General features: G+C 59.9%; 21 protein-coding genes and 2 pseudogenes. 11 read left to right on the top strand and 12 right to left on the bottom strand.

The genetic code is table 11. From position 1 onward, the window contains the following. Nucleotides 1–509 precede the first annotated feature (509 nt). Nucleotides 510–659 (top strand): lmo0937 family membrane protein, encoded by a 150-nt coding sequence (locus IB275_RS04955; protein WP_192209985.1) that lies wholly within the window; start codon nt 510–512, stop codon nt 657–659. Between the two features lie 53 nt (nt 660–712). On the opposite strand, the gene IB275_RS04960 is transcribed toward IB275_RS04955, so the two are convergent. Next, nucleotides 713–1,219 (bottom strand): hypothetical protein, encoded by a 507-nt coding sequence (locus IB275_RS04960; protein WP_192290377.1) that lies wholly within the window; start codon nt 1,217–1,219, stop codon nt 713–715. Nucleotides 1,220–1,428: 209 nt separating this feature from the next. Here IB275_RS04960 and IB275_RS04965 point away from each other — a divergent pair, with 209 nt between their 5' ends. Continuing rightward, complete coding sequence (locus tag IB275_RS04965) at nt 1,429–1,671, top strand: hypothetical protein (RefSeq protein ID WP_192290376.1); 243 nt, start codon at nt 1,429–1,431, stop codon at nt 1,669–1,671. A gap of 482 nt (nt 1,672–2,153) precedes the next feature. Here the strand turns inward: IB275_RS04965 and IB275_RS04970 are convergent, their stop codons facing one another. Further along, nucleotides 2,154–2,936 carry a hypothetical protein gene (locus tag IB275_RS04970; protein WP_225607823.1) on the bottom strand — a complete coding sequence of 261 codons (783 nt, stop codon included), beginning with the start codon at nt 2,934–2,936 and terminating at the stop codon, nt 2,154–2,156. Nucleotides 2,937–2,990: 54 nt separating this feature from the next. Between IB275_RS04970 and IB275_RS04975 the strand changes: the two genes are divergently transcribed. Further along, the gene (locus tag IB275_RS04975; RefSeq protein WP_225607824.1) at nt 2,991–10,625 is read left to right on the top strand and encodes a glycoside hydrolase family 94 protein; all 7,635 of its coding nucleotides are present in this window, start codon (nt 2,991–2,993) and stop codon (nt 10,623–10,625) included. Nucleotides 10,626–10,632: 7 nt separating this feature from the next. On the opposite strand, the gene IB275_RS04980 is transcribed toward IB275_RS04975, so the two are convergent. Together IB275_RS04980 and IB275_RS04985 are read right to left on the bottom strand one after the other, a co-directional pair. Beyond that, nucleotides 10,633–11,370: a Crp/Fnr family transcriptional regulator gene (locus tag IB275_RS04980; RefSeq protein ID WP_192319026.1), complete on the bottom strand. Its 738-nt coding sequence runs from the start codon at nt 11,368–11,370 to the stop codon at nt 10,633–10,635. 46 nt (nt 11,371–11,416) lie between these two features. Then, a complete protein-coding gene (locus IB275_RS04985; RefSeq protein ID WP_412547972.1) occupies nt 11,417–11,866 on the bottom strand; it encodes a hypothetical protein in 450 nt (149 codons plus the stop codon). Between the two features lie 61 nt (nt 11,867–11,927). Here IB275_RS04985 and IB275_RS04990 point away from each other — a divergent pair, with 61 nt between their 5' ends. Next, complete coding sequence (locus IB275_RS04990) at nt 11,928–12,212, top strand: hypothetical protein (RefSeq protein ID WP_192290374.1); 285 nt, start codon at nt 11,928–11,930, stop codon at nt 12,210–12,212. A gap of 353 nt (nt 12,213–12,565) precedes the next feature. On the opposite strand, the pseudogene IB275_RS04995 reads toward IB275_RS04990, so the two are convergent. After that, nucleotides 12,566–12,750, bottom strand: a pseudogene (locus IB275_RS04995) (arsenical resistance protein ArsH); the annotation flags it as partial. Nucleotides 12,751–13,021: 271 nt separating this feature from the next. Between IB275_RS04995 and IB275_RS05000 the strand changes: the two are divergent. Both IB275_RS05000 and IB275_RS05005 read left to right on the top strand, forming a co-directional pair. Further along, nucleotides 13,022–13,642, top strand: a complete 621-nt coding sequence (locus IB275_RS05000) for a tyrosine-type recombinase/integrase (protein ID WP_192290373.1) — start codon at nt 13,022–13,024, stop codon at nt 13,640–13,642. A gap of 605 nt (nt 13,643–14,247) precedes the next feature. Next, nucleotides 14,248–14,637 carry a response regulator gene (locus IB275_RS05005; RefSeq protein ID WP_192290372.1) on the top strand — a complete coding sequence of 130 codons (390 nt, stop codon included), beginning with the start codon at nt 14,248–14,250 and terminating at the stop codon, nt 14,635–14,637. A 658-nt stretch (nt 14,638–15,295) separates the two neighbouring features. On the opposite strand, the gene IB275_RS05010 is transcribed toward IB275_RS05005, so the two are convergent. Beyond that, on the bottom strand, nt 15,296–17,497 hold the full coding sequence (locus tag IB275_RS05010) for a S8 family peptidase (protein WP_192319030.1): 2,202 nt from the start codon (nt 17,495–17,497) through the stop codon (nt 15,296–15,298). Then, nucleotides 17,490–18,581 (bottom strand): AAA family ATPase, encoded by a 1,092-nt coding sequence (locus IB275_RS05015; RefSeq protein WP_318653028.1) that lies wholly within the window; start codon nt 18,579–18,581, stop codon nt 17,490–17,492. The genes IB275_RS05010 and IB275_RS05015 overlap by 8 nt, the downstream gene beginning before the upstream one ends. A gap of 460 nt (nt 18,582–19,041) precedes the next feature. Here IB275_RS05015 and IB275_RS05020 point away from each other — a divergent pair. Next, nucleotides 19,042–19,419: pseudogene (locus IB275_RS05020) on the top strand (IS5/IS1182 family transposase); the annotation flags it as partial. A 53-nt stretch (nt 19,420–19,472) separates the two neighbouring features. Here IB275_RS05020 and IB275_RS05025 read toward each other — a convergent pair. Next, on the bottom strand, nt 19,473–20,051 hold the full coding sequence (locus IB275_RS05025; protein WP_494514453.1) for a hypothetical protein: 579 nt from the start codon (nt 20,049–20,051) through the stop codon (nt 19,473–19,475). Nucleotides 20,052–20,280: 229 nt separating this feature from the next. Beyond that, a complete protein-coding gene (locus tag IB275_RS05030; protein ID WP_192319036.1) occupies nt 20,281–20,649 on the bottom strand; it encodes a helix-turn-helix domain-containing protein in 369 nt (122 codons plus the stop codon). Between the two features lie 228 nt (nt 20,650–20,877). Between IB275_RS05030 and IB275_RS05035 the strand changes: the two genes are divergently transcribed. The 4 genes from IB275_RS05035 to IB275_RS05050 all read left to right on the top strand — a co-directional run bounded on the left by IB275_RS05035 (nt 20,878) and on the right by IB275_RS05050 (nt 24,102). Further along, on the top strand, nt 20,878–21,489 hold the full coding sequence (locus IB275_RS05035) for a DUF4124 domain-containing protein (RefSeq protein WP_192319039.1): 612 nt from the start codon (nt 20,878–20,880) through the stop codon (nt 21,487–21,489). 122 nt (nt 21,490–21,611) lie between these two features. Further along, on the top strand, nt 21,612–22,436 hold the full coding sequence (locus tag IB275_RS05040) for a hypothetical protein (RefSeq protein ID WP_192319042.1): 825 nt from the start codon (nt 21,612–21,614) through the stop codon (nt 22,434–22,436). A 742-nt stretch (nt 22,437–23,178) separates the two neighbouring features. Then, nucleotides 23,179–23,352, top strand: coding sequence for a hypothetical protein (locus IB275_RS05045; protein ID WP_225607826.1), 174 nt, complete (start codon nt 23,179–23,181; stop codon nt 23,350–23,352). Nucleotides 23,353–23,403: 51 nt separating this feature from the next. After that, nucleotides 23,404–24,102, top strand: a complete 699-nt coding sequence (locus IB275_RS05050; protein ID WP_192319045.1) for a lysozyme inhibitor LprI family protein — start codon at nt 23,404–23,406, stop codon at nt 24,100–24,102. A gap of 733 nt (nt 24,103–24,835) precedes the next feature. Here IB275_RS05050 and IB275_RS05055 read toward each other — a convergent pair. The 3 genes from IB275_RS05055 to IB275_RS05065 all read right to left on the bottom strand — a co-directional run bounded on the left by IB275_RS05055 (nt 24,836) and on the right by IB275_RS05065 (nt 26,114). Next, on the bottom strand, nt 24,836–25,102 hold the full coding sequence (locus IB275_RS05055; RefSeq protein WP_192319048.1) for a hypothetical protein: 267 nt from the start codon (nt 25,100–25,102) through the stop codon (nt 24,836–24,838). Continuing rightward, entirely contained in the window at nt 25,103–25,387 is a 285-nt protein-coding gene (locus tag IB275_RS05060; protein WP_192319051.1) for a helix-turn-helix domain-containing protein, read from the bottom strand. A gap of 103 nt (nt 25,388–25,490) precedes the next feature. Then, the gene (locus tag IB275_RS05065) at nt 25,491–26,114 is read right to left on the bottom strand and encodes a hypothetical protein (protein ID WP_192319055.1); all 624 of its coding nucleotides are present in this window, start codon (nt 26,112–26,114) and stop codon (nt 25,491–25,493) included. Between the last annotated feature and the right edge of the window lie 100 nt (nt 26,115–26,214).

Raw genomic sequence — 26,214 nt, forward strand, 5'->3', positions numbered from 1 at the left:
GTCTGTGCGCTAGACCACTGGAGCAATCCGCTGGGAAGGTCCCCGCGAGCACTGCCGGTCTTTGTGAGGGGCTAAGCGCGCTTGCGCACCGACGCCAGGAGTTGCGACCTGCCATGGTTGCATTCCGTCGACAGCGAGCTGGCCTGGTGTTTCGGTACGTCCTGGCGACCAGCAGTGATCGGCTCACCAGAGGTCGCCATGAAAAGACAACCGGGAACAGTTCCGGACAGCCCATCGCCAGCCGGTGGTGGTGTCAGGCCCACACTGCCGGGCGGTGAATATGGCTCTCCCGCCGAGCGATATTCATTTCGAGATCGCGACAAGAAACAGCCGACGCTGCCTCCATCGGTTAACCCGGCCGAAGCACCATCACAGGCTCCGCACCAGTCTCCGGTCGATCCCTCGGAGGAGTAGTCCCCACCGAACGTGCGATGGCGCACGGACGGCTATCCGGCCTGGCTGGCGAATCAGGTCATCGAGTGCCGCAAGCCGCAGTAGGAGAAATCATCATGCTGGAAACCGTTGTTGTTTGCTTGCTCATCCTCTGGGCGCTCGGGATGTTCACCGCCTACACCCTGGGCGGCTTCATTCATGTTCTGTTGATCGCGGCAGTAGCAATAGTGGTGATGCGTATGCTCCAGGGACGACGGCCATCCTGACGCTGTTGTCCGTCCGCTGCCCGGAGTCGGCCGCTGCGTCGTCATGTGCCAACTCAGACCAGGCTGATGTCCATGTGCGCACCGACTCCGGGTGCTCTTTCGATGATGTCGAAGGCGCGCAGGGTTTCGCGCGCCGAGCGGGTCTCGGCAAGCAGAACGACATTTCCTGGCAAGAGGGTGTACCCGAAGGGATGGTCGTCCTGGCTGACGTTCGCCGACGCGCCGATTGCCGCGCCCACCAGCCCTCCCACGACAGCACCCCAGCCCAGCAATTCGAATAGCGGCGAGCCGCCGAAGAGGCCTGCTCCGGCGTTCGTCATGGCGAATGCGAACAGCGCACTGACCAGCAGGCCGAACAGCGTCCCGACGGCAACGCCCTTGATGACCTGCCTGAAGGGGCGCCGCTTCGCGCGCAGGCGCCCGGAGGGCACCAGTTCCTGGTTGTCGAATATGCGCACTCGGTCCAGACGAATGCCCAACCCCAACAGGTCCTGTTTTGCGCAATCGGCCTGTGATCGTCGGTTGAACACACCTGAGACCTGATGGCAGTAGCGGGTCATGGTTGCTCTCCTGGCATGCGACCTTTCGAACCAGTTTCCAGCATCCGCGAAGCCAAGGCGTCGGTCCGTCTGTTACCGCACGTACCGGTGCCCGTTATTGGATGACCAGCGCAAGTGGGCTACCGCACCGACAACCTGGTGAAAGGTTGTCATTGTCGCTCCCTCCACACTCTGCATGGTGCAGGAGTGGCAAGCGCGGCGAGGCGACCATGAACCAGACAGGCAAGCAAGGCCCCCATGGCGGGGCCGCTGATCCCAAGGGGAAGACTCATCCGCCCGGCAGGCGCAACGAAGCGCCGCGTCTGCCGGGCTCAGATAACGACGTCAATCCGAAGACCAGAGCGGAAGCGATACTCCAGCAATCGCTGGAGGTCGATTCTGCTGGAAAGCCCACCCATCGACCGGAGAAGGGCACGAAGCCCAGCCGCGCCGGAGCTGTTCATGAGCAGTGATGCGCCATCGATGGATGACTACAGAAAGCGCAGTGTGGCGGCGGGTCTACGGCGCCAATGGCGGCATGCGGTGATTCTCTGCAAGAGGGCATGGCGTCAGCTGTCCATGACGACACACTCCGTGCCGCAGGTCAATCGCCGGACCAGGGTGAATGAAACGCCGGTGGTTCGGCGCAAGCCGCGTCGTTGATCGTGCAACTGCCGGTTACGATGGAGGTCACCAGAGCCGAGCATCAAACGGCCCTTACCTTAAGTGCGCAACCGCACCGACGTCGTAGTCCTGGTCTGCGAAGGTTGCAGTCAGACATGCCTCACGGCTTGCGGTGATAAAGGCAGCCTCTTCAGGACTCGCCGGGTACCGACAGACGCGGCTTGCTCTGTACGTGCCACCCTGACGCTCGTGTCGGCCGGCCAGGTTTCCGCTGCACTTCCGGAGCAATGCCATGATGTCGCTCCATTTCCGGGCCTTGCGCCGCGACCGATCAAAGCCTCCCTGGGACAGTCTGGCACCGGTTCGAGAAGAACTCTTCGGCATCGAACGGCTCGAACAGCACGCGCAGAGCCTGGCCCTGGCACAACAAGTGACGGATACGCCAAAGCGTGTACTGCCGTTGCATGTGCGCCTGGATGACAACTCCCGTGTCCTGCTGGCTGCCTACCGGGCTAGCGCTGTCGAGTTGGAAAGGGGCAATGGTGTGGTACCGGCTGCCGAGTGGCTGCTGGACAATTACCACATTGTCGAAGAGCAAATCCGCGAGGTCCACGACGACCTGCCGCCTGGCTACTACCGGCAGTTGCCCAAGCTGGCCGATGGGCCGTTCGCCGGCTACCCGCGCGTCTTCGGGCTGGCCTGGGCCTTCGTGGCGCACACCGACAGCCACCTCGATGTTGAACTGCTGCAGCGCTACATCCATGCCTACCAGCGGGTCCAGCCGCTGACTATTGGCGAGCTGTGGGCGGTAGCGATTACCCTGCGCATCGTCCTGATCGAGAACCTGCGGCGCTTGGCCGAGCAGATCAGTGCCGGGCGCATAGCCCGTGCCGATGCCGATGCCCTGGCCGAGCGTCTGCTCTCGCCAGGGCACGCTCGTTCGGCACTGGAGGCGGATATCGCCGCGCGCTCGACCGGTCCGCTTTCCGAGGTGTTCTCGGCCCAACTGGCCAAACGCATGCGCGACCAGGACCCGCGCACGACACCGACACTGGGTTGGCTCGAAGACCGCCTGCACGAACAGGGTGTCAGCGTCGAGGCGGCGGTCCAGCATGCGCAGCAGCGCCTGGGCGCCTCCAATGTCACTGTGCGCAATGTGATCACTAGCATGCGCCTGATCTCCGATATCGACTGGGCACAGCTGTTCGAGAATGTCAGTCTGGTCGACGCGCGGCTGCGCGACGGCAGCAACTTCGCTGCCATGGACTTTCCCACTCGTAACCTCTATCGCAGCGCCATCGAACAGTTGGCGCGCGGCTCGTGTCTGGACGAGCTCCAGGTGGTCGATCACGCCCTGGAGGCTTGCCGTCAGGCCGTTGCCGAACATCCGGACGGCGAAGACTCCCGCCGTGAATTCGATCCCGGATTTCATCTGATTGCTGAAGGTCGCCCGACGCTGGAGCGCGCCATCTGCTTCAGCCCGACGCTGCACCTGCGCCTGAATCGCTTCAGCGTGCGCCTGGGCATGGGCGGCTACATCGGTGCCATCGGCCTGCTCAGCCTGGTGCTGCTGGGATTCGTATCGCATCTGCTGAATCAGCCTGCGTTCTCCTGGGGTTGGATGCTGGCCTTCCTGGCCTGCCTTTTCGTTCCGGTGACCGAAGTGGCCACGGCACTCATCAACCGCTTGGTGACCTGGAGCTTTGGCGCGATCACGCTGCCTGCGCTGGAACTCCTGGCCGGCGTGCCACGGGCGTTGCGCACCGTGGTGGCGGTGCCGACCTTGCTGACCACCGAGGCCGATCTGCTGGAGCAGATCGAGCGGCTGGAGGTCCACCATCTGGCGGGTATCGGCGGTGACCTGACTTTCGTGCTGATTCTCGATGGCGTCGACGCGCCACAGGAGGTCCTGCCCAGTGATGCACCGCTGCTCGATGCTGCGGCTGCGGCCATCGACCGCCTGAATCAGCATTACGGCCCAGGGCCCGGCGGCCAGCGCTTCTTCGTGCTGTTTCGCAGGCGCTGCTTCAACTCTGCCGAGGGCTGTTGGATGGGCTGGGAGCGCAAGCGCGGAAAATTGCATGAACTGAATCGGCTGTTGCGCGGCGCCACCGATACCAGCTTCGTGGCGATTGCCGGAGAGCCGCCGCGAGTGCCGAGCGAGGTACGCTTGGTCATCACCCTCGACGCCGATACCCGCCTGCCCCGCGAGGCGGCTCTGCGCCTTATCGGCAAGATGGGCCACCCGCTTAACCAGCCGCGCTTCGATGCCTTGCAGCAGCGAGTGATCAACGGCCACGCGGTACTCCAGCCGCGGGTGACGCCATCGCTGCCGATGGGCGGGGAGGGGTCGTTGTACCAGCGCGTCTTTTCCGGCCCGGCAGGGATGGACCCCTACGCGGCGGCGGTGTCGGACGTTTATCAGGATCTGTTCGGCGAAGGCTCCTTCACCGGCAAGGGGATCTATGACGTCGATGCCTTCGAGCGCGCGATGGCCGGTCGGGTCGCGGACAATCGACTGCTCAGCCATGATCTGTTCGAAGGCATCTTCGCCCGCGCAGGGCTGGTGTCGGATGTCGAGGTCGTTGAAGAGTCGCCGTCGCGCTTCGATGTGGCGAGCAGGCGCATGCATCGCTGGACCCGCGGCGACTGGCAGCTATTGCCGTGGATGCTCGGCCACTGGCGCGGGCCGCAGGCGATGCCGTTGATCGGCCGCTGCAAGATGCTCGACAATCTGCGACGATCGCTGGTCGCGCCCTTCGCCCTGTCCGGCCTTCTGCTCTGCTGGTGGTTGCCATTGCCCCAGGCGCTGCTGGCCGCGATGTTGGTCATTCTGACCCAGGCGATCCCCCCGTTACTGCCGATCTACTGCGCATTGCTGCCAGCGCGCTCGGGTGTTCGAATACGCAGCCACTTCGCCATGCTCGGTGCCGACTTCCGTCGTGCGTTGCTGCAGATCCTGCTGTCGCTGGCCTTTCTGGCAAACGATGTCTGGAGCATGGTCGATGCCATCTTGCGCACGCTTTGGCGGATGTACGTCAGCCAGCGCAACCTGCTGGAGTGGACCACCGCCGCACAGTCCTCACGCAAGCCGCGCCCCGGCTGGCTCGGCAGCTATCGGCAGATGGCCGGCGGGACGGCCCTCGCCGCATCGGCCGGCATCACCGGGTTGGTATTGCATCCGGCGAACTGGTTGCTGATCCTGCCATTGACCCTGCTCTGGTTAGGCGCGCCTCTGCTCGCGTTCTACAGCAGCAGGCCCACGCAGCCGGCGCGCCGTTCAGGCCTGGAAGAGGATGACGCAACTGCACTGCGCCTGGGCGCACGGCGGACCTGGCGCTTCTTCGAGACCTTCGTCACACCGGCGGACAATCTGCTGCCGCCGGACAACTTCCAGGAGCAGCCCAGGCCTGTGCTGGCTCACCGCACTTCACCTACCAATATTGGCCTTTACCTGCTGTCCGCGGTGGCCGCCCGCGATTTCGGTTGGGCCGGCGGCCTGCAGACGCTGGAGCGCCTCGAAGGCACCCTGGCGGTGCTGGAGAAGCTGCCGCGCAGCCACGGCCATTTCTTCAACTGGTACGGAACCCACGACCTGCGTGCCCTCGAACCGAGGTACCTGTCCTCGGTGGACAGCGGCAACCTGGCTGGGCACCTGATCGTGCTGGCCAACGCGTGCGAGGAGTGGCGCGCCAGCCCGCTGGTGGTGGAAGCGCGCCAGGGCCTGCTCGACACCCTGCATCTGGCACGGCAAGCCGTCGCAAGGCTTCCGCTGGTAGAAGATGTCGCGTTGCTGCAGGTGAAGGAGGACGTGCGGGTGATTCACCGGGCCCTCACCGGCCCACAATCGCTCGACGCCTTGCTGCCCGCCCTCGGGCACCGCGCGGAAAAGGCCGTGCGTTGCGTCGCGGGCCTCGCGCCGGCTGGCGAGGAGGGCGACGACCTGTCGTTCTGGTTCGACGCACTGTGCAGGGCCTTTGCCGAGCACAGCCGAGACCGACGGCATGGCCATGAAAAGACAGTGGACCGTCGCCTTCAGGCCCTGGCCGATACCTCACGGCGGCTGGCACTGGAAATGGATTTCGGTTTCCTACTCAACCAGGAGCGCCAGCTGCTGTCCATCGGCTATTGCGTGGACAACAACCGCCTGGACCCGAGTTGCTACGACCTGCTGGCCTCCGAGGCACGCCTGGCCAGCCTGTTCGCCATCGCCAAGGGCGACCTGCCGACCCGCCACTGGTTCCGCCTGGGCCGCACGGCCACGCCGGTGCCCGGTGGCTCGGCGCTGATCTCCTGGTCCGGCTCGATGTTCGAGTACCTGATGCCCTCGCTGGTCATGCGGGCGCCGGCCGGCAGCCTGCTGGAACAGACCAACCGCCTTGTCGTGGCGCGGCAGCAGGCCTACGGCGCCGCGCTGGGCATCCCCTGGGGCATCTCCGAATCGGCCTACAACGCCCGCGATCTGGAATTCACCTACCAGTATTCGAACTTCGGCGTGCCGGGACTTGGTCTCAAGCGCGGGTTGGCCGAAAACGTTGTCATAGCGCCCTATGCCACGGCGCTGGCGGCCATGGTCGATGCGCAAGGGGCGCAGCGCAATTTCGATCACTTGACGGCTGTCGGTGCGCTCGGCCGCTATGGCTTCTACGAGGCTCTGGACTTCACCCGCTCACGCCTGCAGGACGGGGAAAGCGTCGCCATCGTCCGCAGTTTCATGGCCCACCACCAGGGCATGAGCATCGTCGCCATCGCCAATACCCTGCAGCACGGGCGCATGCGCTGCCGCCTGCATCGCGAGCCGATGATCCAGGCCAGCGAACTGCTGTTGCAGGAGCGCGTCCCGCGCGACGTGGCGCTGGGGAATCCCCGCGCCGAGGAAATTACGGTAGCGCCCAGTGACACCATTGCCGATGCGTCCACGTTGCGCCGAGTCGATGCAGTGCTCGATGGGCCGCCGATCACTCATCTGCTGTCCAACGGCCGCTACGCATTGATGCTGACTGCCAGCGGTGGCGGCTACAGCCGCTGGGGAGATATCGCAGTGACGCGCTGGCGCGAGGATGCTACCTGCGACGACTGGGGCAGTTTCATCTTCCTGCGCGACCTGCAGAGCGGCGCACTGTGGTCGACCACGGCGCAGCCTGGCGGACAACCGGTGGAGAATGGCGAGGTACTGTTCGACGAGGACCACGCCGAGTTCATCCAGCGCGACGCCGCGCTGCTGACCAGCCTGGAAGTACTGGTGTCCGGGGAGGACGATGGCGAGGTGCGGCGGGTGTCGCTGACCAATCATGGTCGCCATGCACGTGAAATCGAACTGACGTCCTATGCCGAAGTGGTGCTGGCAACGCCGGCAGCCGATGGCGCGCATCCGGTGTTCTCGCGGATGTTCGTACAGACAGAATACCTTGCCGAGTTCGGCGCCCTGGTCGCCACGCGACGCCTGCGCTCGCCGGACGATCCGTCGATCTGGGCGGCCCATTTCGCAGTGGTCGAAGGCGAGGTGATCGGCGAGACGCAGTATGAGTCCGACCGCGCCCGCTTCCTCGGCCGTGGCCGAACCCTGCGGGAGGCGCAGGCAGTTCTGGGCCACCGTGCCCTGGGCAACTCCCAGGGCAGCGTGCTCGATCCGATTTTCTCCCTCCGCCAGCGCCTGCGGGTGGCGCCGGGCAAGGTTGCACGGGTGGCATTCTGGACACTGGTAGCCAGTACCCGGGAAGCCTTGCTTGACCTGATCGACAAACACCATGAACGCAACGCCTTCGAACGCGCCAAGACCCTGGCCTGGACCCAGGCCCAGGTGGAGTTGCGCGACCTGGGCATCGATGCCGAGGAGGCCGCCGATTTCCAGCGCCTGGCGGCGCCGATTCTCTATGCGGATTATCGCTGGAGGGCACCGCAGGAAGCCCTCCGGCGCGGCGCAGGGCGCCAGTCCGGGCTCTGGCCGCTGGCGATTTCCGGAGATTTGCCGATCGTCCTGTTGCGCATCGACGAAATCGACGATCTGTCGCTGCTGCGGCAGCTCCTGCGCGCCCGCGAATACTGGCGGATGAAGGGCCTGGACGTTGACCTGGTGATCGTCAACGAACGTGCCTCGTCCTATATCCAGGATCTGCAGACAGCCATCGAAACCGCCGTACGCAGCAGCCCCTCGCGTCAACGCAGCGAGGGCCAGGCCTCGCGCGGCGCTGTGTACACCTTGCGCGCCGACCTGATGACCGTGGAGGCACGGGAACTGCTGAACGCCGTGGCGCGGGTCAACCTGCTGGCGCGCCGCGGCTCCATCGCTGCCCACCTGGAGCGCCTGCCGCCGGCCAAGCCGCGGCCGTCTGCCGCCCTGCTCTCACCGGTGGCCTTGCCGCTGGTTCCTGCGACCGAGGGAGCGAGCAGTGATGAGCCGCTGGAGTTTTTCAACGGGCTGGGCGGCTTCGCGCTGGGCGGGCGTGAGTACCACATCGCTCTGAACAATGGCCACATGACCCCGGCGCCGTGGATCAATGTGATCGCCAATCCAGCGTTCGGCTTCCAGGTCTCGGCGGAAGGCAGCGGCTACACCTGGGCCGGCAACAGTCGGGACAATCAGCTTAGCCCCTGGTCCAACGACCCGGTCATCGATCCTGCAGGTGAGGCTTTCTACCTGCGCGACGAAGACAGTCTGGCAGTCTGGGGCGTTACCGCCCAGCCGATCCGCGACGCAGGCTTGTACCGCGCCGCCCATGGTTTCGGCTACAGCCGGTTCAGCCACACGGCTCACGGTATCGAGGCGCAGCTGCTGCAGTACGTGCCGCTGGAAGACCCGCTGAAGATATCGCGGCTGACACTGCGCAATACCTCCGGCCGGCCGCGCCGGCTATCGGTGACAGCTTACGTGGAATGGGTACTGGGTACCGCGCGCGGAGCCTGTGCCCCTTTCATCCTGACGGGGGTGGATGTCGACAGCGGCGCGCTACTGGCACGTAACCCATGGAGCATCGCTTATTCCGAGCGGCTGGCTTTCGCAGACCTGGGCGGGCGGCAGAGCAGCTGGACCGCCGATCGCAGCGAATTCATCGGTCCTGCCGGTAGCCTGTCGGCTCCTCGGGCGCTGCTCGGCACCACGGCGTTGTCGGGCGCCAGCGGCGCTGGCTTCGATCCTTGCGCTGCCCTGCAATGCATCGTCGAGCTGGGCGTCGGCGAGTCCGTGGAAGTGCTGGCGTTGCTGGGGCAGGCCGGATCGAACGAGGATGTTAGTCGACTCGTGCTGCGTTACCGCAGTCTTGATCTCGATGCAGTGTTGGCCGACGTGACCCGGTATTGGGAACAACGGCTTGGCGCGGTTCAGGTCCGCACGCCCGATCGCGCCATGGACTTGATGCTCAATGGCTGGCTGCTCTACCAGACCCTGTCGTGCCGCATCCATTCCCGATCGGCGTTCTACCAGGCCAGCGGTGCTTATGGTTTCCGTGACCAGTTGCAGGATGCTCTGGCGTTGTCGTTCGCCTGCCCAGAGCTGACCCGCCACCACCTGCTGCGGGCCGCCGGGCGCCAGTTCGTCGAGGGCGATGTGCAGCACTGGTGGCTGGAACAGACGGGGCAGGGAGTGCGCACGCGAATCTCCGATGACCGGGTCTGGTTGGCCTATGCCTGTGCCAGCTACATCGAGTCATCCGCGGACCTTGCGGTGCTCGACGAAATGCTGCCTTTCCTCGAAGGGCCACAGCTGAATCCTGGCGAGAGCGATACGTTTTTCCAGCCGATGCTTGCGGAGGAGAGCGCCTCGCTGTTCGAACACTGCGCTCGGGGCCTGGACCGGTGCCTGGAGATGACCGGCGCCCACGGCCTGCCACTGATGGGGAGCGGAGACTGGAACGACGGAATGAACCGTGTGGGCGTCGGCGGCCAGGGCGAAAGTGTGTGGCTCGGCTGGTTGCTGTTGCATACCCTGGAGTGCTTCGCTGCCCTGGCCGAGGGGCGGGATGAGGTACGGTCCGTGCGCTGGCGAAAACATTCGGCGGCGCTGCAACTGGCCTTGGAGGAGCATGGTTGGGACGGCCAGTGGTATCGCCGGGCGACCTTCGACGACGGCACTTGGCTCGGTTCGGCGGCCAGCGACGAATGCCGGATCGATTCCATTGCCCAGTCCTGGGCAGTGCTCTGCGGCGGTGCGAATCCCGAGCGTACAGCCACTGCCATGGCGTCGCTGGAGCGCTGGTTGATCCGTCAGGATGAGGGGTTGGCCTTGCTGTTCACTCCCCCCTTCGATCAATCAGCACATGATCCCGGGTACATCAAAGGCTACCCGCCGGGCCTGCGCGAGAACGGCGGGCAATACAGTCATGCGGCGATGTGGAGCATCCTGGCGTTTGCCCGTCTCGGTCAGGGCGACAAGGCGGCCGGGCTGTTCTCCCTGCTCAACCCGATCAACCACACGCGCACGGCGGCAGAGGTTGAGTGCTACAGGATCGAACCCTATGTCGTCGCCGCCGATGTCTATTCCATTGCCCCCCATGTCGGGCGTGGTGGCTGGAGCTGGTATACCGGCTCCGCTGGCTGGATGTACCGAGCGGGGGTGGAGGGAATCCTGGGGCTCCGGCGCGAGGGTGCAAGTCTGGTCATCGATCCGTGTATCCCGCTGGACTGGCCGGGGTTCGACGCCAGCGTAACGGTGGATGGTTGCCATTACAGCATCGTCCTAACCTCGGCCGGGAAGCACTGCCGCGGCATCCAGCGCGCGCTTCTGAATGGCTGTTCACTGGTCTGCGGCGAAAGCCCTGTGCGGGTGCCGCTGGCGGTTGGCGAGCATCGCCTCGAGCTGTTCCTGTAAACGCGTGTCACCCCGCCGTATGGCCTGGACGACGGGGAACGTAGGGTAGCAAGCGGTCGGTTTCCGCCTTCACCACCGCGTAGCACTCGCAACTCAATACCTCCAGGCGCGAGCGGTCCAGCACGGTGATCCGCCCCCGGCTGTACTCGATCACACCTTGCTTCTGCAGTTTGCCGGCCGCTTCGGTGACGCCCTCTCGCCGCACACCGAGCATGTTGGCGATGAGCTCCTGGGTCATGATCAGCTGGTTGCCGGGCAGGCGGTCGAGGGACAGCAGCAGCCAGCGGCAGAGTTGCTGGTCGATGGAGTGATGGCGGTTGCAGACAGCCGTCTGGGCCATCTGAGTGATCAATGCCTGGGTATAGCGGAGCAACAACTGGAGCATGTCGCCGTGGCGGCCGAACTCGTCCTTCATTCGTTGCCCTGCGAGCCGGTAAACGCTGCCGGCGCTTTGCACGATAGCGCGGCCGGGGGTGCTCTCGCCGCCCATGAAGACGGCTATACCGACCAGCCCCTCGTTACCGACCACGGATATCTCGGCCGATGCACCACTTTCCATCACGTACAAAAGCGAAACGATGGAGTCGGTGGGGAAGAACACGTAACGCATCGCATCACCGGGTTCGTAGATCACCTTGCCCAGTTCCAGGCGTTGCAGCTCCAGATGGGGGAAGAGGCGCTCCTGAACCTCTCGGGGGAGTGCGGCCAGTAAATGGTTCTGCGCGGGGGAGGGAGTCTCTCGCATGGCGGCCTCCTCACGGGGCGTATCGCGACTACTCAAGCATACAGTTTCAGGCCTTTACCGGTGGTGCAAAGTTCCCTATCGCACAGACCGGGCTCCCGCTGGCGCGCAGTCTGGAGCTTGCGGCGGCGGATGCTGATCTGGCGCTTTGTACGACCAAGTCATCGCATCTTTTCAGGGATTTTCCATGAACATTGAAGATGGCGATTCCTTCAGTATGTACGAGGGCCATAACGGCGTAGCCGCCGATGACCATTCCTGTCTCGGCCCCCAATTGCTGAGCGCAGATACGCTCATCGAGAGTGACATCTGCAACTTCGAGGACGAAGGTCTTGGCGGCCTCAAGAAAATCATGCTGTATTCGCAAAGTAGGTAAGTTGCCTGCGCCGGGCTGTCGTTCGGCGGATTCCTGGAGATGGGAGAAAAACAGTTTGCAATTCCATGGAGTCTCTTGAGGCTGGATACGGTGAACAAGCGCTTCGTGCTTGATGTTGACCAAGACCGCCTCAGCAGCGCACCGAGGTTCGACTAGGATGATTGGCCGGACATGCAGGCCCGACATGGGGCGGGATATACATGCTTTATATGAAGCCCGGCCGATTGAGCTGTCATTCCCCAACAATCTCGAAGTATCGACGAGGAATCTCGGGCGAGTTGCCCGGATCACCACGATCCAGTCGCCAATAGCCGACGTCGTGCCATTGGCCCAGATTGAAACCGACTTACTGGAAGGTGCCGATGTGCCGGAAGCCCAGCCGCTCATGCAAACCGACGCAATCCGCGTTGGGCAGCGCGATGTCGACAGAGGCAGCGTTGAATCGCTGCTTGGCGAGTATGTGAAGTAGCTTGCTGTAGAGGTCGCGGCTAACCTCCGCGCGTCGCTCGCTCTCCGCAATTATAGACAGTGACATCCACTTCCGAGCGGTGTGTTGCTCGGGCCCTGTACTGGCTGGCGCAAGCTTAGCCAACCAGACGCCCATCGCGCTCCGCGACAAGGTAGGGTAGGTCTGCTGGGGCGTGACGACGCGCTCCCGTATCTCCTCGCCGCTCGGCGGCAGCTCCTCTGGGGGTCGCCGTGCCGGTCACAACCGGAGCACAGATGGCCTGGATAGCCGCAGCGTCCTCGGGGCCGGCGTCTCTGATTTCGATTCTCATGGCGGCCTCAGATTGGGCGCTGACTCAGGTGGGCGGAAAGTTGCTAGGCGCTCTCCATGCGTTCCGAATAACGATCCGCCAGGAAGCCCTGGCTATTACGCAGCAGGGTGAACTTCACCAGTTTTTCCATGACGTCCACCACGCTATCGTAGTAAGCCGACGGTTTCGCACCCCCGCGTCGTCGAACTCCAGGTAGGCCTTGGGTACCGAGGTTTGGTTGGGAATGGTGAGCTTTTCGCTCGACGACGGACCCAAACTGGAATGGAAACAGGCCGCTCCATTCTTGCTGGGTCATGCTGATTACCCCAGGGGGCGATCGATGAGGGGAGTATCAGCGGCGAATCTGAAAGTAGTCTGAAGTCGCTGAGAGCCAGCGGCGGTGGAAACGAAATATCCAGCACGCGCGTTATAAGGGCATTCCACCCATAGGGCTTGGCCGAAGCTCTTTTGGAGCTAGGAGCGATGCACCCTATTCCTTCACTCATGTGGAGGACGAATCATGGCCACACACAAAACGAAAGCTTTCGAACCTTGGAACAAGGGCAAACTGGTCGGCCAGAAAGCACCGCTGAGACTCAGGGACATTTGGGCTATCAGAGTGCGACTGGAAATCGCAAACAAGGAACGTGATCTGGCGCTGTTCAACCTCGCCATCGACAGCAAATTGCGAGCCTGCGATTTAACGAAGCTGCGCGTCAGAGACATCGCTCACGGTGATCATGTATCGACGCGTGCAATCGTCATGCAACAGAAGACCCAGCGGCCGGTCCAGTTCGAAATCACCGCCCAGACGAGAGCATCAGTTGAAGCTTGGATCAGTGCCGCCCACCGTCGCAACGACGATTTCCTTTTTCCCAGTCGTGCTCGACATTCGGCGCACATATCCACGAGGCAGTACGCCCGCATAGTGAAAGCTTGGGTAACGACAATCGGTCTCGACCCCACGCTCTACGGAACCCATACGCTTCGTAGAACCAAAGCATCGCTGATCTATCGCAGAACGAAGAACCTGCGTGCGGTTCAACTGCTGCTAGGCCATACGAAACTGGAGAGCACCGTTCGATACCTCGGGATTGAGGTGGACGACGCTCTAGAAATGGCGGAGCAAACTGAGGTTTGACCTTTTCTCCAGGTTGGCGCCGGGTTTCGAGCCGGCGCCTCTTTGAGTCAGCTAGCGACCCATAGCTGATATCGACAGGTACTAGGTGACACGCCCTTAGGCCCTGTGTTCAACCAAATCGATTGCAGAATCAGAGATAAGGGGGGAGTGTGACCTCATAGCGCCCGAGTTTTGGCGGAAATCCCTTCCCCCGTTCGGTCGTCAGCCGAGGACGGTATGGATGATCGACGATTCACCTCTGGTCTAAACATCGCTACGTGCTTTCTGAGGATGTTGGCGGATGAGCTCTCTACAGAAGCCGCCCCATCTGATCCCCCCTTTTCTGCTCAGCGCTTCAACGAGCTTCGGCGCAACATTGAGTGCTGCGTATTTATTTTGGAGAGCCTACAAGCGAGTCACGGGCATTCACCTGGCATTCAAAAGCAGCCTGAAATTACCCACAGCTCTGGATGGCTCGCAGCGAGAGGTCAGAGTACTGGCGTAAACCTGATTTGGCTGAGCTACCCATCAACTCCACCGTGCGTCGGATAAAAAACGGGTAACGCGAATAATGTGAACGTAGGCGAGGAAGTGCCTTCTACCGCTGCACACGCAGGAGATTAGGCATGGAAACGCTCCGAGGTCCACCCACAGAATGCGTCACATACGTACTCATTCTTGATGATGATTCGACTCTTGCCAGAGTCCTGGGGCTGGCGATGGAAGATTACGGAATCCCCGCCATCGTTCTTGGAAGTGCTGATGATGGACTCGCGTGGATCAATGCAAATCCAAGTCAACTTGCCCTCTTGCTCACTGATATCTCAATGCCAGGAGAAATTGACGGCTTGGAGCTAGCGCGCCAAATAGCGCAGAGATCCCCAAGCATCCCCATTATCATTATGTCAGGCGGCTATTGGAGTAGAGACTTCCCGGCCTACCGCTTTCTCGACAAACCATTTGATCTCACGGCACTCATGACCACAGTAAAAGAGGCTCTTGCTCTTCCACACTAAGCGAGTGGATCGCATGGGCGCCTATCCAAGTAGTTTGAGTAGTTCCTCGGGGGGCAGCCGTCTGTTCTGCGCAAGGTCACGACGATACAGCTCTATCACCTGGCTCGCTTAATTCATTGGTTGAATGCCTGCTTGCTTTGCCGCATGGCACAGCTCTGACCAGACTTTATGCCGAAAGAGGGACCCAGCCTCCTCGCGAGACATCGAAGCAGGAATTAGCAGTCTGATCTGTTCGCGTAAGGAGGGAGTCAGCTCTAGGAAGGCTAGGATTGCGAGCTCGATCATTTCACGTTCGGTGTCTTTCATGACTGCTGTCCGGAAGCAAAAATGAAAGTTAAGCGATTGTTTGGGCTGGTCTTCCACGGTTGCGGCGTCTACAACGACCAAAGCCTTTTCAACATAGCTCAGCATCGGAAAATCATCACCAGCTACGCCGCAGAAGAAGCTATGAGCTGCTACGACAGTCCGCTAGTGGCCGTTCTCTGCCCCTCATGTTGACAAAGCGTGCTGGTCGTACCCGATACAATCGGTGGTCAGAACGCATGAAAATGACCGGTCAAGTCGAATGCAAACGGATGGTCAGGTGGAGTGCAGTTCCGCAGCCTTTCAAAAGACGACCAAGTCGAAGCCCTCTCCTTGAGGGCTCTGGCGGTTGCTGTCACGTTGTAATTGTGGTTTCCAGGGTGACTTCCACAGGCTGAAGGATCTGATACTTCTGCCTAATCAGGTTGTAGATGTCCGGAATATCGTCAGCCTGAACGCTCACAATCAGGGCGTAATTGACGTCCGGTGCTGACTTTGGCGGGACGCCACGGCTGCTCTCGCGCGCGTGGTATTCGATGTCGAAGACCGGACCGATCAGGGAGTCCTCGCCGTCGAAGTTCCTGTCTCGGTGCAGACAGGTTTCCCACTTGTGTGCATCGTCCCGGAACTGCCTTTCAGTCATCTTGTACTGAGAGCCGCGGCCAAAGAAGTCTTTGCTTGTTTCGATGCCTGCACCGGCCTTGGGGCGAAAGACCACGCCCATTCCTGCGCGTGTGTAGTTGATGGTGTGCTCCGGGTCGGTGTGCGCTTGGATGCAGAAGGTAGCTTTGATCTTCGCCTTGCCTGTGATGGGAATATCTGGGAAGGGAATTGGGCAGCGGAGATACTGTCCCTTCTCCAACTGCCCCTGGAAGATGATGGTGGCGCTGCCGTCCTCGCACTCGAGAAGGGTGAGCGCGTTCTCCTGGAAGCGACCCCAGCCGATTTCATTGCGACTAATCTTGCGCTTGTACTCGGCGTGGTGGACGAGTAAGGCCTTGAGGGCGATGGCAGTCATCTCATAGGACGTCGAGCAGGCAACTCCCGCTGCTGTTCTCAGCGTCAACGGCGCTGAGTAGCTGGTCCCTTGAACGCCCACGGCGCTTCCGAGAAGAGGGTTGAATACCTTGAACGGCTCGGAGTCTGAGCCACCAAAAGCAACTCCGTCGGGCTTCACGTAGCCAGGACTCCTTCCTGGGCCCACACAGCTGTATTCAGCTCTCTTCCATTTAGCGCAGCTGGTGTCTGCGGCTCCAATAGCCAGTGCATTCACCATGTCCCCTGGGGGCTGAATCCTGTTGGCTCCGTCTACGTCGCCGTCGTTGCCGACCGCAACGGTTGCCAGGATGCCGTGCCGCGAGCAGACCTGGTCAAGCGTTGCGGTCCAGGCATGCACCTCTTCATCGTTGATCGGCATGCGGGGGCCAAGGCTCAGGTTGGCGAACTTGTACTCACCCGAGTCGAGTGCATCCCGGATCTTGATCAGCACGTCGAAAAGGTCGGGATCTCGGCCAGAAATGGGCGATAGCACGCGGTAGTGATGAGCGTTCATGTAGGGGCGTTTTAGCTCGTCAGTTTCAGAAGCGAGCCTGCCAAACAGAAAGGTCGACGTGACTTCATTGCCATGCATAAGCAGGTGGCCGTTTGTCTCGTCTGTATCTTCGTAATAATACTCGGTCGCCCATCTCGCGAGATCCGTCGTGCCCAGGCCGCCGTCAAAGATCGCCGCTGCTTTGTCTGGGACGATAGCGGTTTGGCTGGGTAGCGCAGTGCTGTAGTTGGCTAGTGTTGAGCGAGCCAGCGACGGATGCGCGATGCGCAGCTCCGGCATAGGCCTCGCTACGCGCAGAAAGGTATGGCTGGCGATTGCGACCATGGCCTTCGAGGTTGCGTAGACCGGTATGAAGGTGAGGCCACCAACTTTGATTCGCCGCTTGAGGTCGGCTTTGCCCGAATGGGCTCTTACAAAGTCGGCGAAAGAGGCAACGATGTCTTCTTCGTCGGCCCCGGCATGCAAAGCGACCTCAAAGGCATGCGGTTCGTCACCCTCAGGAAGCTGGCCCCGAATCTTGCTTTGGTTGTCGATCCAACGGATCGACTCAATTTCCTTGAGCTCTTTCTCTAGCGTGCTGGAGATGGAGCTCGCTTTTAATAGATCTCTCAGGTTGGCGACGGCACTTTCAGTTCCGGCAATGAACAAGGTGGCAGTGGCCTGGAGCTTTCCCGCGTCGCGAATGTCCGTGACCTGCCTTGGAATAACCGATGTCTCTTTGCTCCCGACATCGCGAAGCCCTGATTTTTTGAGGATGCTTTTGGGGAAGTAGGACCTGCCCAAAAAAGCGGGATGTAGCGTTAGCTCAAACACACCTTCGCCGCGTGGTTTGGCAGCTTTCGGAAGGGCGGAAAGAGAGTGTTGAACCTGCTCAAGGGACGTGGAAATCTCGGCACGGACCTCCTCGATGGTGTACGGGAACTTCTTTGGACCGGAGGCGCGCTTGATCGTTTGGGCCGTTGTCAGCGCTTCGCCTTTCCCTAATAGCAGGTTCCGTTCAGGCATTCGTACTCTCCTTGAATTCCTTTAAGACTTTTCCAACCGTGGGGTGGGATACGTTCAGCTCGCTTGCGATTTTTCGCTGGGATAGCCCTTGCAGAGAGAGCTGAATGATCCTCATGTCTCTGGTGCGATGAGCAGATTCGGTAGGGGCGAGGTTCTTGAGCGAGATATCAATGATGGTGTCATTGACAGATCGCTGATCCAGAACTGCCCGTTTTTTGGCCGTAAGGACAATTCTATTGATGTCTGAAAACGAGTTTCCCTGCAGATGGGCAGCCAGCTGTTGAGCGATCCTGGGAGAAACCTCAGCGTCGGTTAGAAGCCCCTCAATCAGTTGGATAGGGGGATTCTTGAAGCGAACCGTTGCTTCAAACCTCCGCCACGCCGCAGGGTCCAGCATGTCTGGGTGGTTCGTGGCGGCAATCAGTACAGAGGTTGATGGCCACTCGTCGATGGCTTGCAACAGAACATTTACGAGCCGTTTGAGCTCACCAACGTCCTTCTCGTCATCTCGCCTTTTAGCGATCGCGTCGAACTCATCCAAGAACAGGATGCAGGGGATGCTTTTGGCATGCTCGATTACAGCCTTGATGTTCGTCCCTGTCTTGCCCAGCAGGCTGGACATCACTGAAGCGAGGTCGAGCGTGAAAATGGGTAGCTTGAGCTTGCCTGCCATCCAATGTGCCGCCAGTGTTTTCCCCACCCCTGGAGGGCCGGTGAAAATCATGGAGCGAATAGGCTCAAGTCCCGCAGTCAGGAGCTCTTTGTGGCTTTGTCGCTCTTGAATGATTTCCAGCAGTTGTTGCTCGATGGCGCTTTCCCACTTAGGTTCGAACGCAAGGGAAACGTCTGCACCCTCTTTTAAAAGGCTACGGCGAGAGTCCGAATCTACTGGCGTTGCCATGCGAGGTGCACCTCGCGTTCCGCTGTCCGAAACGAGAAGCTCGGCCAAGCGAGAGGCAAGTTCTGGCTGCGTCTTTTTCAGTTTGCTGGCGATCTGGCGGCCTATGAGAGCAAAGGCTGCCGGGCTGCCTCGAACCCCCTGACGGTAAAGAGACTCAAGGTCTTTCTCGGATATGGTTACCACGTATCCCCCGGTATTACTGCATTTCGTCAGTGCGGTAAATGAATCAGCAAAAAACTTACCACAAGCTTACCGACCTTTCCATTCTCGCTGGCGAGGATTTAGCGCGACCAATGCCGACGTTGCGCTGCCCAACGCCGGCAGCATCGGCCTGCGTGAGCGGCTCGGGTTCCGAAACACTGACACCTTCTTGCAGGTCGGCTTCATGCTGGGGGCGATGGTATGGCGCGAACTACTGGCGCCTGGCTCGCAGAGCAACTCGCCCACTGAACCTCGCCGATACCTGGGCATTGCCAGTTGAACGTCAGCCATGGGTCGGTAACTGCCCCATCGTAGAGGCAGCAATCGGCCAGAGGCGAACAATCAAACCAATAGGTAGCGCCCGCCTTCCGCGCTATAGCTAGCCCCTCAAGAGAAAGAAGTGCTGGCCTTATCAACTCAACGCTTGCCAGCGCCGTCTGCTATGTGCCAGCAGCTCGGTTTGTTCTCCGAAGCGCTGGTGGCTATCGACGGCAGCAAGTTCAAGGCGGTCAACAGTCGCGACCGCAACTTCACCAGTGCCAAGCTGCAACGGCGAATGGAGGAGATCGAATCCAGCATTAGCCGCTACCTCACTGCGCTGGACACTGCCGACCGGCAAGAGCCTGCTGTGGCACGGGCCAAATCCGAGCGTTTGCACAGCAAGATTGCCGCCCTGAAAACCAAGATGCAGGAACTCAGGGATATCGAAGCTCAGCTGGAGGCCACCCCGGACAAACAGATTTCTCTTACTGACCCCGGCGCTCGCTCGATGATGACGCGCGGCACAGGCATGGTCGGTTACAACGTCCAGGCTCCTATTCCGGGGGATGTGGGGTTTGGCGAGCAGACTGCGGGCGGAACTCATCCACGACACTACTCACCAAGACCGCTCAGATTTCCCCCTAACAGGTCCGCGACCAACTCCTCCTTCGCTAGGAGCCGGATACACCACCCGTCTGGACCGTACCTCATGAGCTGCCCAAGTCTTTCGTCCCCGAAGTCCAGGAATGTCGGCCTAGTGGTCAAATACCAGACCTCATGCGCCTTCATCCACAGGAAGAGATGGTGCCCCTTGTAGAAGGCTGGGTAATACGCCGACAGCTCCTCACGCCCTAGGTAGAGGCGTTGTAGGCCACCTGTGTGTTCGCTTCGTCGGAAGAACATCAAGGTGTCGAAGCCGCTTCCGACAGCCCGGCTAGTTCGCCACTGGGGGACCGGCTGCACGAACTTAAGGTCCTGCACGAAGGGCGCTGATGGATCGGGCAGGCAGCCTAGGATTGTGATGTTCTGGAGAAATGGCCCCGCGTCCACGATCCAGATCATGTTGCCGTAGAAGTGCTCTCGGCTGCGCATCTCATCAAGGGGCATTGGGGAGTGCTGAAGCTCCACCACCATACCTGATGGCAATTGGACGTCTGCGATGTGCTTCTCGCCCGTGTTGTCGTACTGCACCACTTCATGGCAATCCTTCGGGAAGTGCTTCTTCCAGGCTCGATGCCACTCTCCTTCGTTCTCCCACCACGGGTCACAACGGCGGCGCCCTCTGTGTGCCCAGTGCCAGGATAGCTGCTCCCCGCACTTCGCAATCATCGGCGCCCCGCATGCCTGACACTCTCCCTGTGAACCTGGTGTAGGCAACGTACGAACACCACTAACCAGCGCAATCTCCACCTGAAGCCTCCTACGTGGTTGAGGTCTGGAGTCGTCGAAGCATGCGAACAAACTCCAGTGTGAGGCGCTGATTTTCCGGGGTGAGGTCGCGAAAGCTTTCGCGTAACTGAATCGCATCGCGGGTGAAGTCGCTGGCTTGAATCGGCTCGCTGGTGCTACTTACGTGGCCCTCTTGCACACCTTCAAGACTCGCATAGATGGCAGTCACACTGGTTTCCAGTGCTAACGCAAGCCGTTCCAGTAGCGCACCGGAAGGGCGGCGCTGGCCTTTTTCGATGCGCGACAGGTTGCTGGTAGCTGTCTCTGCTGCCAGTGCCAGGGCTTCCTGGGTGAGCCCTTTTTCGCGGCGTAACGCGTAGATGATCTGCCCTATATGCATGGGCAGGATTGTTTGTCTCCCTTGCCTTTGAGACAAAACCTATGTGTCAATTTGCCTTTAAATGTTGACTTGGTGTCAAATTGCGATGACTGCCTCGCCAGAGGGGCCAGATAGAGCTGCATCGGAAGGTGTTGCGACCCCGCCTGCTGGAAAGCGGTGCTTTGCTCAAGGGAGGGCTCGCGCGTGCGCGCGTATTGCTCTCATAACTCCGTATGGAGATCCGCTCAAATGGATGTGTCCAAAACTGTTGTACGCGCCGGTGCTCTGTTGGTTTGCCTGGCGTGGTCGTTTCCGGCGCCAGCTCAGGTTTTCAAATGTGTCGATCCGGCCACCGGCAAAACCACCTTCTCCGACCGAGGTTGTAGCGCGGGCGATGATGGGGCTGCTGTCAACATTCGCCCAGCCAATAGCATTGATGGCTCTCAATACCGGCAGCAGGCAATAGAACCGAAGCAGTACCGCACCGCAGTGGGGTTTGTTCAGGGCGAGCCTCGCGTCACGGTCGTTGGAGAGGGTAACGATGCTGAACGTGAGCGCACAAAACGGTGCAAACAAGCCTCAACGCTCCACTCAGGTTCAAGGGGGTTAACAGCCAGTCAGCTCTCTGCTACGGCCCAGCTGTGTGCGGGGGCGTCAGTAGCATTTCCGGCAGAAGGCCAAAGCACTTCGCTGTCAGTTCCACACCCTCCAGCAAGTCCGCTAGTGATTACCAACTGCGACCCTGCCGGTTGTTGGGACAGCAATGGGGTGAGGTACAACAAGGGGGCGGGGGATACGTATTTTCGCTCCAGTGGAGGTCCGGCGTGTCAGCGCATGGGCGGAAATCTTAGCTGCCCGTGAGCTGTCCATTTTAGGGGCTTGGAAGGGGCTTGGAAGGGGCTTCCAAGCCCCTATGGGGAAATGGAGAGTCTCGCGCGCGAGCGCGCGTACTGCTCTCATAAGTCCATATGGAGGTGCCGACAATGCTCGCGTATATGCTGATTCTTGGGATGGCGTATGTAGTCGCCTACAGGGTGAACGTTTCAAAGCCGAGCTTTGGGCGTGCCGCTGCTGGCTTCTTTTTGGCCGTTATGGTCGCCTGGATTTTCGGAAGCATTCTCATAGCCCAGGGAGTCGCTTTTCTGGGTGGGCTGCTGGGGTGGGTGGGTGAGGGAAGTGGAGATGCTAAGCAATTCGTGCTTCGTCTTTTTCAGCGCGGTTTATGGTGGGCAGTGATTGGCGCGGGTATGGGGGTTTTCAGAGCGAGACGCGGAATCCACCATCAGCGAGACGCATCGGCATTGGTGTTACCTAGGTGGGAGGGGAAGGCTGCTCTGGCAGTGATCCTTTTTGGTGTCATGCTCGCTGTGGCGATCCCGGCATACAAGGACTACACCAAGCGCTCTCAAAGGCCGTGGGAGTTCTATCAAGCGCAGCAGTCCGCAGTTGTTCAGGGCGGAGCTTCTTCTGAAAGACTCGACTCGAGTACGGTCATTCCAGCCAATGCGAATTCGGAATATTTGCCTAATGGACAAGTAGTCCAGCCCACTCCAGCTTCTCCGGCCGACTGGGGGAGCGGTGGCGTCGTAATTTCACAAGCCTCTACGGAGTCCCACCCAGCAGTTGATGCTGCGACCAATGAACACCTCAGCCGAATCTACGCTGCCCATCCGGATGCGGATGCGATATTTGCCAGTGCAGAGTTCAGAGGCTGGATGGCGAGGTATCCGGCTTACCAGCGCATTGTGGTGGAGGGAACTACTCAAGAGATTATTGAAATGTTCACCGCATACAAAAACCAGCGGTAGTCCAATTCGTATCGCTGACCCCAACTACGTGAAATAGCGGGATAGGTCGCAGTCAGAGATATACAAACAACGATCACGGAACGAGAGGTGCCTGCTTTGAGTGCTCCAAACCTGAAAGGCCGGAAGAAAGGACTCATCCTGCTAGTCTTGTTCTGTATCTCTCAACAAAATGCAAATGCTTTCAGCATCGCATGCAGTCTAGGCGCCGAGTGTGTGCAGAGCCAGGGAACATCCATACCATCCAATACAGTCATCGAGATGCTGGAGTACTGCCGTGACTTCACTCGCGGTGGAATCGGGAGGAGAGTGCTTCGCATGTCACTCCAAGAAATATTGGAGCAGTCTGGTGGTAATGCAGTCCATCCGATCTATTCGGCTTATTACGCCTTTGACCAGCTCACAGATAGCCCCTTGGCCTTCCGTCGGCAATCTAGGGTTGAAGATACCAGCTATGCCGAAATTGCGCAGTCTTGCGCCCGCCTTTCCTATGACTTTGAGGTATGGGCGAGATAGGCTCGATGGGTGTCCAGTGCCCTCTCTGGTTGACAAAAGTTAACGTTTTACAGAGTGGCTAGCACGTGCCGAGGTCCCCACTGCGCAATTGCATTCACTTGACCAGCGATTGCATCCGACTTGATCACCCAATTGCATTCGTGTTGACCACACCGTTGCCCCCTGAACGCCCGCATTCAGGCAAGCCGAGGCCCGCATCCGGGCAGGCCAGAAGAAGGCCGAGGACAGGATGAAGATCCTACTCGGCACGGCTATCCTGCAGGAGGTGCGCGAGGGTCGGCTCGCCCTAGATGACCTGCTCCGCGTGCTGGACAAGTTCCTGGCCCGCCCCACCGAACGCACTGCCGTCTTAGGCGATGCTGCCCAAGGCAGCGACACGCTGCTCCAGCTCACCCGCGAGTAGTAGCCCTACACCGCGCAGTAGAGTGGCCATTCACACCTAAGGAAGGTGAACATGCGATACCTGCTTTGTCTGTCACTCCTGGCGGCTCCGACCTTTAGCGTTGCCTGCACGAACGGCACTACGTGGTATGAGCAGGCCGATTGCCGGAATCAGCAGATTGCAAATGAGGAAACGGCTCTAACCCAGGCTGTATCTGCATACAGCGCGACGCTCTCTCCCCGTGACAAAGGGCTGTTCGCGAAATCCCAGGCTGCCTGGAAAGCATATTCCGACGCCACCTGCGCTTTCGCGGCTGAGCCGGTGGCCGGTGGCTCCCTGCAAAGCACCTACGTTGCATCGTGTTGGCTCGCCCTCTCTGAGCAACGCCGACTGATGTTGGAGAACCTCGCCAACTGCGAGAAAACGTCCGAGCGGACAGTCTGCCTCACGCGATTCAGCCCAAGATCGGCAGTAGCTACCGGCACAGTCAATACCGACACGAAAACCAGCAGCACGTCAGACGATATTGATCGGCTAACGACATACGGCGTAGCCCTGGGGAAGGGCATTGCCTGCAAAGCCCCTGGAGTTGATGACGCATCACGCAGAGTTGGCAAGTGGATGGATGAGCACTTCAAGGGCAGCGATAAACAAGCCTATCTGCCAGTCATGATCCACGGCATCGAGGCCAATGTCCGGATGCAGTCGGAACAACCGGTAGAATCGTGCGATAGCGTTCGCGCGTCCTTTGCAAGCTTTCCTTGGCCGTAACCCCCCTGACCTCGCTCCGCTCTACCAGCCGGCTTGCCCATCACACCGATGCGCTCAAACACTCCGGACTGGTCACTGTGCGCGCCATAGCCTGATCGATGGTTTCATCATGGTACAGCTCGACTGTCAGGTCTTGCTTCATATCATCACCTGCATCTTTTCAGGCCCTGCCTGGTACATCTAGAAAGGAGTCCATTTTCTGTACTAGGTCATCACTCGCTATCGGTACATTTTTTGTACCCATGGCCATGTTTTAAGGGGGATCCTTGTCTTCTGTCGGTACAGTTTCTGTACCCTTTCGGTTCGTTTTTTGTACCGAGTGTATTGCTCTTTCCAGGCTGAGCTTACGAGATGCTGTCACGGTAGCCGCTACCTCGATCTTGTCATCACACTCATCGATAGGTAGCCAAGTAAGCGCGTACAGCGCACAGCGTCCGCCAGGATTCGTGAACTGGCCTACGCGTGTGCGTGTAATCAGATTACAGGCCTGTAACTCTTTCAGCGCACTTGCCCAGGTACTCTTGCTGCCAATCCCCCACCGCTCCGCATGGCGGAACGCAGCACTGAGATCGCCGTTGTTATTGCCTCGGTATTGGCGCATCAAACACATCAGCACCTTGTGAGCGCTACCAGAAAGCCCGCGAAAATCCTCAGTATCCATGAGTGCGTGGAGCAGCTTTACAAATCCCCCAGACTCGGTACGCCCTTTGGCTTTGCTCCTACTGCGAGCCACCTAGAAACCCAAATGTGCCAACACTTGAAATGCTTGCGCGAACTCACTCTCCAGCAGGGTGTAGCGAGTCATTGCGCAAGGTTTGCTCCAGCGAGTCGGCACTCGCTTCGCTACACGCTTGATTATCACGCGATGGCGGTTAGCCAATTCGGAAATGGTGCTATTGAGGCAATGATCGCTAGGCGACTCGGCTTCAAAGCGGTTGAGGCTGGCGTCGGCGATGAGGTAGGCCAGAATACGAGCAGTTTTGCTGGGCGCCTTGTTCATTTAAAGCACCTCGCCAGTGTGATTTGCGGTACGACGAGCCAAAAACTCAGCCAGGTCGCTGATGCGGTATTTCACTAGGCGCCCGACCTTGAGGTAGGGCAGGCAGTAGCGGCCAGTGGAGCGCCAGACGGCCAGGGTGGTGGGCTTCACGTCCAGCACTTCGGCGGCTTGTTTATCGACTACGCTGACGGGCGGATTCTTCGGATCAAAGCCAAGCTGCGTGGCAATCTGCGCGGCAATCTCGGCCTTGAGTTCCTCAAAGCCTGCGTTGTGGCTGGTGGACATTGGTGTGACTCCATCGACTGTGAATCGGTGAAGTCATGCTCTGAAAATGCAGGCAGTAGAAAAATTCCAATCGTTACGAGTAATCGATTAATCGTAACGACTGTCAGATACGACGCTGCCTTCCAGGCTTGCTTGCATAGTCAGGAGCGACAGCTCTAATCCATCTCTGGACGCGACTTGGCTCGCTTACTAACTTGTGGTGCTCGGTCTCAAGCAGGGCGCTGCATACCCTTCTCGCCATCTCTCCAATCCTGATTTTCTGCTCGGTATCTTTTTGCCACGCTTTATCGGCAATCTCCTGGGCGAGGGCAATTACATCCTTTTTCCCCTCCTTAACGGCGTCCGCTCGCTTCTTGGAAAGATGTGTCCGATACGCTTTAAGGACGGTCATTGAGACCTCCGTTGCGATTTCTCTTGTGACGTCTGTTGCGACCTTCCTAGCAATCTCGACGACCGCGACCTGCTCGGCTTTCTTTTCTTCCAGCACGCATTTCAGCTCATCCGCATACATCATGTGCTGGGCCGCGATGACGGCAAGATGTTCGGGGGTACAGGTCGCCAGAAGCTCCCCTGCGAGTTGATCCGTGAATCGGTCGTATTCTTCAGCGGAGGTCACTCTAACGCCTGGGCTCCACTGGCTTGGTCTGGCTAATCGCTCCATTCGGTATTTTCTAGCTTGGGCGGGATGAAAACCTAAGCACGGTGCTTCCTTTCCTTCGTCACTCATTACACGCCTTCCCAAGTGGTCTCACTGCTGAATAGTTCGATCAGTCAGGCAGGTGAGACGTCTGCTTATCGCCCCGTCGGGCTAGGCTGGTCGTTGCTCG

The organism is Pseudomonas sp. PDM21 (assembly GCF_014852505.2).
Lineage (GTDB): Bacteria > Pseudomonadota > Gammaproteobacteria > Pseudomonadales > Pseudomonadaceae > Pseudomonas.

Excerpts from the sequence above, each read along its gene's own strand:
- IB275_RS05055 (WP_192319048.1), bottom strand. The coding sequence starts at position 25,102 with ATGAACAAGGCGCCCAGCAAAACTGCTCGTATTCTGGCCTACCTCATC.
- IB275_RS04955 (WP_192209985.1), top strand. The coding sequence starts at position 510 with ATGCTGGAAACCGTTGTTGTTTGCTTGCTCATCCTCTGGGCGCTCGGG.
- IB275_RS05035 (WP_192319039.1), top strand. The coding sequence starts at position 20,878 with ATGGATGTGTCCAAAACTGTTGTACGCGCCGGTGCTCTGTTGGTTTGC.
- IB275_RS04975 (WP_225607824.1), top strand. The coding sequence starts at position 2,991 with ATGCGCCTGATCTCCGATATCGACTGGGCACAGCTGTTCGAGAATGTC.
- IB275_RS04990 (WP_192290374.1), top strand. The coding sequence starts at position 11,928 with ATGGGGCGGGATATACATGCTTTATATGAAGCCCGGCCGATTGAGCTG.
- IB275_RS05010 (WP_192319030.1), bottom strand. The coding sequence starts at position 17,497 with ATGCCTGAACGGAACCTGCTATTAGGGAAAGGCGAAGCGCTGACAACG.
- IB275_RS05060 (WP_192319051.1), bottom strand. The coding sequence starts at position 25,387 with ATGTCCACCAGCCACAACGCAGGCTTTGAGGAACTCAAGGCCGAGATT.
- IB275_RS05045 (WP_225607826.1), top strand. The coding sequence starts at position 23,179 with ATGAAGATCCTACTCGGCACGGCTATCCTGCAGGAGGTGCGCGAGGGT.
- IB275_RS04970 (WP_225607823.1), bottom strand. The coding sequence starts at position 2,936 with ATGCTGGACCGCCGCCTCGACGCTGACACCCTGTTCGTGCAGGCGGTC.
- IB275_RS04960 (WP_192290377.1), bottom strand. The coding sequence starts at position 1,219 with ATGACCCGCTACTGCCATCAGGTCTCAGGTGTGTTCAACCGACGATCA.
- IB275_RS05050 (WP_192319045.1), top strand. The coding sequence starts at position 23,404 with ATGCGATACCTGCTTTGTCTGTCACTCCTGGCGGCTCCGACCTTTAGC.
- IB275_RS05065 (WP_192319055.1), bottom strand. The coding sequence starts at position 26,114 with ATGAGTGACGAAGGAAAGGAAGCACCGTGCTTAGGTTTTCATCCCGCC.
- IB275_RS05040 (WP_192319042.1), top strand. The coding sequence starts at position 21,612 with ATGCTCGCGTATATGCTGATTCTTGGGATGGCGTATGTAGTCGCCTAC.
- IB275_RS04980 (WP_192319026.1), bottom strand. The coding sequence starts at position 11,370 with ATGCGAGAGACTCCCTCCCCCGCGCAGAACCATTTACTGGCCGCACTC.
- IB275_RS05030 (WP_192319036.1), bottom strand. The coding sequence starts at position 20,649 with ATGCATATAGGGCAGATCATCTACGCGTTACGCCGCGAAAAAGGGCTC.
- IB275_RS05005 (WP_192290372.1), top strand. The coding sequence starts at position 14,248 with ATGGAAACGCTCCGAGGTCCACCCACAGAATGCGTCACATACGTACTC.
- IB275_RS04965 (WP_192290376.1), top strand. The coding sequence starts at position 1,429 with ATGAACCAGACAGGCAAGCAAGGCCCCCATGGCGGGGCCGCTGATCCC.
- IB275_RS05000 (WP_192290373.1), top strand. The coding sequence starts at position 13,022 with ATGGCCACACACAAAACGAAAGCTTTCGAACCTTGGAACAAGGGCAAA.